General features: G+C 42.3%; 7 protein-coding genes. 3 read left to right on the top strand and 4 right to left on the bottom strand.

The window, feature by feature from the left end; translation table 11 throughout:
- The 4 genes from recF to dnaA form a co-directional block, all read right to left on the bottom strand.
- On the bottom strand, window positions 1-546 hold a 546-nt coding region (gene recF, locus NCCP2222_RS18735; protein ID WP_248513912.1), incomplete at its 3' end, for a DNA replication/repair protein RecF.
- Window positions 536-775, bottom strand: coding sequence for a S4 domain-containing protein YaaA (yaaA, locus tag NCCP2222_RS18740; RefSeq protein WP_248513913.1), 240 nt, complete (start codon window positions 773-775; stop codon window positions 536-538). The genes recF and yaaA, both read right to left, overlap by 11 nt.
- A gap of 97 nt (window positions 776-872) precedes the next feature.
- Window positions 873-2,009 (bottom strand): DNA polymerase III subunit beta, encoded by a 1,137-nt coding sequence (gene dnaN / locus NCCP2222_RS18745; RefSeq protein ID WP_248513914.1) that lies wholly within the window; start codon window positions 2,007-2,009, stop codon window positions 873-875.
- Between the two features lie 166 nt (window positions 2,010-2,175).
- On the bottom strand, window positions 2,176-3,525 hold the full coding sequence (dnaA, locus tag NCCP2222_RS18750; RefSeq protein ID WP_248513915.1) for a chromosomal replication initiator protein DnaA: 1,350 nt from the start codon (window positions 3,523-3,525) through the stop codon (window positions 2,176-2,178).
- Window positions 3,526-4,059: 534 nt separating this feature from the next.
- Here dnaA and rpmH point away from each other — a divergent pair.
- The 3 genes from rpmH to yidC form a co-directional block, all read left to right on the top strand.
- Complete coding sequence (gene rpmH, locus NCCP2222_RS18755; protein WP_144926158.1) at window positions 4,060-4,194, top strand: 50S ribosomal protein L34; 135 nt, start codon at window positions 4,060-4,062, stop codon at window positions 4,192-4,194.
- Window positions 4,195-4,308: 114 nt separating this feature from the next.
- Window positions 4,309-4,653 carry a ribonuclease P protein component gene (gene rnpA / locus NCCP2222_RS18760; RefSeq protein ID WP_248513916.1) on the top strand — a complete coding sequence of 115 codons (345 nt, stop codon included), beginning with the start codon at window positions 4,309-4,311 and terminating at the stop codon, window positions 4,651-4,653.
- Window positions 4,654-4,717: 64 nt separating this feature from the next.
- Window positions 4,718-5,449 (top strand): membrane protein insertase YidC (gene yidC, locus NCCP2222_RS18765; RefSeq protein ID WP_248513917.1); only part of this gene is annotated, 732 nt, incomplete at its 3' end.

Consider the following 5,449-nt stretch of genomic DNA (forward strand, 5'->3'; position numbering starts at 1 on the left):
TGTGTAGATATCGAACATGACGTCATGAAAATCAAGCTTTCCTCGGTTCTCTTTCAAAATGGCATTGCGTTGCTTCAAGACCTTTTGGAACGTCAATAAATCATGTAGATAGACAGGTGAGATTTGACCGATCTCCATGTCGAGGAATCTCCGCCTGATCTGCGGGCTGCCTTTCACGAGGTTTAAATCTTCCGGGGCAAACATGACAACGTTCAATTGTCCAATGTAGAGGCTTAGGCGATTTTGTTCCAAATGGTTGACCTTCGCTTTTTTGCCTTTCTTCGAAATAGTCAATTCTAGGGGAAGCCGACCATACTTCCGCTGGATCTCCCCTTCTATTTTAGCATACTCTTGCTCCCAGCGTATCAGTTCACGATCATTCGAAGTGCGATGGGATTTCGCCATGGACAATACATAGATCGCCTCCATGATATTTGTCTTGCCCTGCGCGTTTTCTCCGATGAGTACATTGATTTTCGGAGAAAAAGAGAGATCGAGTGAAGGATAGTTTCGATAATTCGTTAAAGCGAGCCGCTCAATGTGCATCCGCTTGACCACTTGTATCCGAAACTATTTTAAACCGGCCTATGCCAGGAATGTTAACAAGATCGCCATCATATAATTTTTTTCCGCGCCGGCGTTCTTCTTCTCCATTTAAGAAAACAGGATTTTCTTCCAAAAACCATTTGGCCATGCCGCCTGAACTGATGGCATTCGTCATTTTCAACACTTGGCCCAACGTGACAAATTCAGTATCGATCATCAACTTATCCATTCGCTTCCATCCTTCGCATTGTAATCTGTCCTTCTATTTTACCTAACTTTCGACCGTAAGTAAAAAGGATAGTCAACGCATTGACTATCCTTCAAGATCAAAATGTTCGTACCGGTAAAATGAGCTGGAGAATGGCATCATTATCGGCGGATTTCAAGATGAAAGGACGCATAGCACCAGTAAAATGGATGGCAATATCCTGTCCATCAATCGCTTTTAAAGCGTCCATCATATATTTTGCGCTAAAGGAGATTTTCAAATCTTCCCCTTTTACGTCAACTGCTTCGACGGTCTCTTCAACCTTCCCGACTTCAGGTGAATTCGAAGAGATTTCCAGTACTTTACCTTCATCTGCAGAGAAACGAACGATATTATTCCGCTCTTCCCTTGCGAGAAGTGATGCACGGTCAATAGCCTGAAGCAGCATTTTGCCGTTCACTGTTACAGATGTTTTGTATTCAGAAGGAATCAAGCGGGAAGTGTCCGGATAATTTCCTTCAAGCAATCTGGAATAAAACAAGACATTTTTTGTTTTAAATAAGACTTGTTGATCTGCAATGACAATCTCCACAGGATCCGAGTGATCTGGGAGAATTTTATTTAATTCCTGAAGGCTTTTGCCTGGAATGACAACACTGAACGGACTTTCAGGCATTTGTTCAGGCTGTACAGTACGGCGTGCAAGTCGGTGACTATCGGTTGCGACACATGTAAGGCTGTCCTCCGTCGCATCCCAGTGAACCCCCGTCAAAATAGGCCGTGTTTCTTGTTGGGAAACAGCAAATACAGTTTCACGGATAATTGATTTCATCAGATCCGCTGGCAATGAAAAACGGTGATCGTCTTTTACATTCGGCAAGATTGGATAATCATCAGCATTTGAACCGATCAGGTGGAATTCCGATTTGCCTGAGTGAATATGAGTCTGCGTTCCGTTTGAAACTTCGATTGTTACATCATTGGTTGGCAATTTCCGAACTATTTCACTGAAGAATTTTGCCTGAAGCACAATACTTCCCGGTTCAATTACACGGATGAGCTGCTCCCCATTTTCTTCAACAGGAATGAAGGTGCAGATTGTAATATCTGAATCGCTTCCTGTCATCCGAAGTCCTTTTTCGTCTATTTCAATTTTTATCCCCGTCAAAATGGGAACCGCGACTTTTTGACTGATAGCCTTCATGACATCTGTCAGACCATCGAGCAGGCGATCCCTCATAATCTCAAATTTCATCTCGATCCCTCGCTTATATATGAATTAATTATTAATAAAACAGTAATAGTAGTAATAGGGCCTGTGGATATGTGTATAAGCTTCTTAACCTCTTATTTTAAAAAGATATTCACATGTGCATAAAGTGTGCGCATGTGTGAAACAGTTATTCTATTTTATCCACAGCTCAACCGCGTCCAAGTGCGCTGCGCAAATCTTGGATGTCATGTTGAAGTGCCTGGTCCTCTTTTAACTGTTGTGAAATCTTCTCATGGGCATGGATGACCGTCGAGTGATCCCGACCGCCAAATTCAGAACCGATTTTCGGTAAGGAAGAATCGGTCAGTTCACGGGCCAGATACATAGCCACTTGACGTGGAAATGCGATGGCACGCGTCCGTTTTTTCGCTGAAAAGTCCTCTAACCGGATATTAAAATGCTCTCCGACTGCCTTTTGGATATCTAGGATCGTAATAGTACGAGGCCTTGAGTTTGGAATGATATCTTTTAATGCTTCCGCAGCCAGATCAGGGGTGATATCCATATTGACTAGGGAAGAATAGGCGACGACTCGTATGAGTGCTCCTTCAAGTTCCCTAATATTCGTATCGATCTGATTGGCTATATAGAGCATTACTTCATTTGAAATATCGATTAGGCCGTCCGCCTTCGCCTTCTTTTGCAATATGGCGATCCGTGTCTCCAAATCAGGAGGAGCGATATCGGTAATCAGGCCCCACTCAAACCGGGAACGAAGACGGTCTTCCAGCGTAGGAATTTCCTTTGGAGGCCGGTCGCTCGAGATGATAATTTGTTTGGATTCTTCATGCAGCGTATTGAATGTATGGAAAAATTCCTCTTGGGTCTGTTCTTTTCCAGCAATGAATTGAATATCATCTATCAAAAGCACGTCCACATTCCGATACTGATTCCGGAATTCGCCGGCTTTGTTATTCATAATGGAATTGATAAACTCATTCGTGAATTTTTCGGATGATAAATAGACGACTTTCGCTTCAGGATTCTGCTCCAGAATATAATGGCCGATCGCGTGCATTAAATGCGTTTTTCCGAGACCGACGCCGCCATAGATGAACAGCGGATTGTATGACTTGGCAGGTGCTTCCGCTACTGCGAGTGATGCAGCATGCGCAAAGCGGTTTCCTGAACCGATGACGAACGTATCGAATGTATATTTGGGATTCAGCATGATAGATGCCGACGGCGTTTGAACTTTTTCGACCTGTTTTCCGACCGGTTTTGGCACAGGAAAATCATGCTGTTCCATCTCTTCTGGAACAACAAATTGAATGAGCCGATCTTCACCCGTCAGTTCGGACAGGATGCCAGTAATCAAATGGACATAATGAGTTTCAAGCCAGTCCTTCGCGAATGAATTGGGAACGGCTATCGTCGCGTTTTCCTCGCCATAGGAGATGAGTTTTGTAGATTTCAGCCACGTTTCAAAACTTGGCCGGGAAATCTTTTCTTCCACTTTCGACAAAACTTCATTCCATAGATTTTCTAACTGATCCAATCTTGCGCCTCCTTTTCTATCGAAATTTACTCGGAAATATGTATTATACACAGTTTTCAGCGTTGTGGATAACAAAAATCCAAAAGTGTTGAAAAAATTATCCACAACATATTAACAATTGTGGATAAAGAGTCGGCTTGTTTATAATGTTCACAACAAAATCTTTTTCATTGTACCAAGGAATCGTAAGGATGACAAGGTGTTAGATAAGTTATTCACAATGCGGGCAGCTGTGGACATTTGCTTTATCCACAGCTTTTTATATGTGAAAAATTTGTCGATAAGTGTTGTGCATAAAAAAAATCACTTTTTGATTTGCTCACAAGTTGTCCCGAAGAAATGATTTTAGGATTGTGGATAATTAATTTTCGGTTTTGCAATCGTTCTAAGGAGAGAATAAAAGAAAGGGATCGCAGCGGCAGTTGAGACTAGGATAAAAAGATGCAGAAAAGTTGTTGACTTTATCTGTCAAGCCCTTTATACTGTTCAAGACTGTCACATACGTAGATGGACAATGCAGGAGGTGTCTTTGAAATGAAACGTACATTCCAACCAAATAAACGTAAACGTAGTAAAGTTCACGGCTTCCGTGCGAGAATGAGCTCAAAAAACGGGCGTAGAGTTCTTGCAGCTCGTCGTCGCAAAGGAAGAAAAGTGCTTTCAGCATAAGACCACTGTCCTCAGTGGTCTTTTTTTCTCGTTTAGGGAAGAAGCCGACTTATTTCACTATCCTTCGGTAATGATAGGTCGAGGGAAAGAATCGACGAAAAGCAGGTGAACAACTTGAGAAAACGGCAGCGGATCAAGAAGAATGAAGAATTCCAGAAAGTATTTAAAAGCGGCAAGTCGTTTGCAAATCGGCAATTTGTCGTGTATGTGATGCGGAAAGAGGAGCAGATCGAATTCCGGATTGGGCTTTCCGTCGGAAAAAAGATCGGAAATGCCGTTAAGCGTAACCAAATTAAGCGTTATATCCGTCAAGCGTTTCTCGAGCTGAAGGATGAGCTAAGAAATGATGCGGATTACGTCATTATCGCCAGACATCAGGCGGCCAACTTGGATTTTCATGAAACAAAAAAAAGCTTGCAGCATGTTTTGCGGATTGCAAAAGTGTTAAGGAAGAAGTAGAACGTTACAAATGTTCATGATAAACTGATAGCAACGCATTTTGGACAGATATGGGGGAACTGATTTGAAGAAGAAATTTGGATTACTATTAATACTGACCGTGTTGTCAGTATTTTTGGCCGGCTGTTCGGAATTCAAGGATCCGATTTACTCGACGAGTGAAGGCTTCTGGAATCAATACATCGTTTGGCCGATTGTATCGCTGATTGTAACATTCAAGAATTTGCTCGGCACGTATGGACTCGGGATCATCGCAGTTACTATTATTATCCGCCTGATTCTATTGCCGCTTATGATCAAACAGGCGCAAAGCTCGAAACGTATGCAAGAGATGCAGCCGATTCTTGCAGGCTTGAAAGAAAAGTACAAGTCAAAAGACGCTGTGACTCAACAGAAATACCGCGAAGAAATGCAGCGGGTCATGACGGAGCAAAAGATTAATCCAGCAGCTGGTTGCTTGCCTGTCATTATACAAATGCCAATTATCATCGGCTTGTATCATGCGATCAGCCGAATGAATGCGACACCTGAAATTTTACTTGGAAAATTTCTTGTCTTCGAACTTGCAACACCGAGCATCACATTGGCTATTACTGCAGGACTAATGCAATTCATTGTTTTACGGACAGGTCCGGCAATGGACAATCCGCAAATGAAAGTGATGATGTATATCATGCCTTTCATGATCATGATCATGGGAACAATTTTACCAGCAGCACTTGCATTGTATTGGGTTATCGGGAATATCATTTCAATTATCCAGAACATCTTCATTTACAAACCATTTAAGAAGAAA

The organism is Sporosarcina sp. NCCP-2222, from assembly GCF_023168145.1.
Classification (GTDB): Bacteria; Bacillota; Bacilli; order Bacillales_A; family Planococcaceae; genus Sporosarcina.

What these genes read in the sequence shown, in the direction of transcription:
- yaaA (WP_248513913.1), bottom strand. Translation starts at nt 775, where the DNA reads ATGGATAAGTTGATGATCGATACTGAATTTGTCACGTTGGGCCAAGTG.
- dnaN (WP_248513914.1), bottom strand. Translation starts at nt 2,009, where the DNA reads ATGAAATTTGAGATTATGAGGGATCGCCTGCTCGATGGTCTGACAGAT.
- rpmH (WP_144926158.1), top strand. Translation starts at nt 4,060, where the DNA reads ATGAAACGTACATTCCAACCAAATAAACGTAAACGTAGTAAAGTTCAC.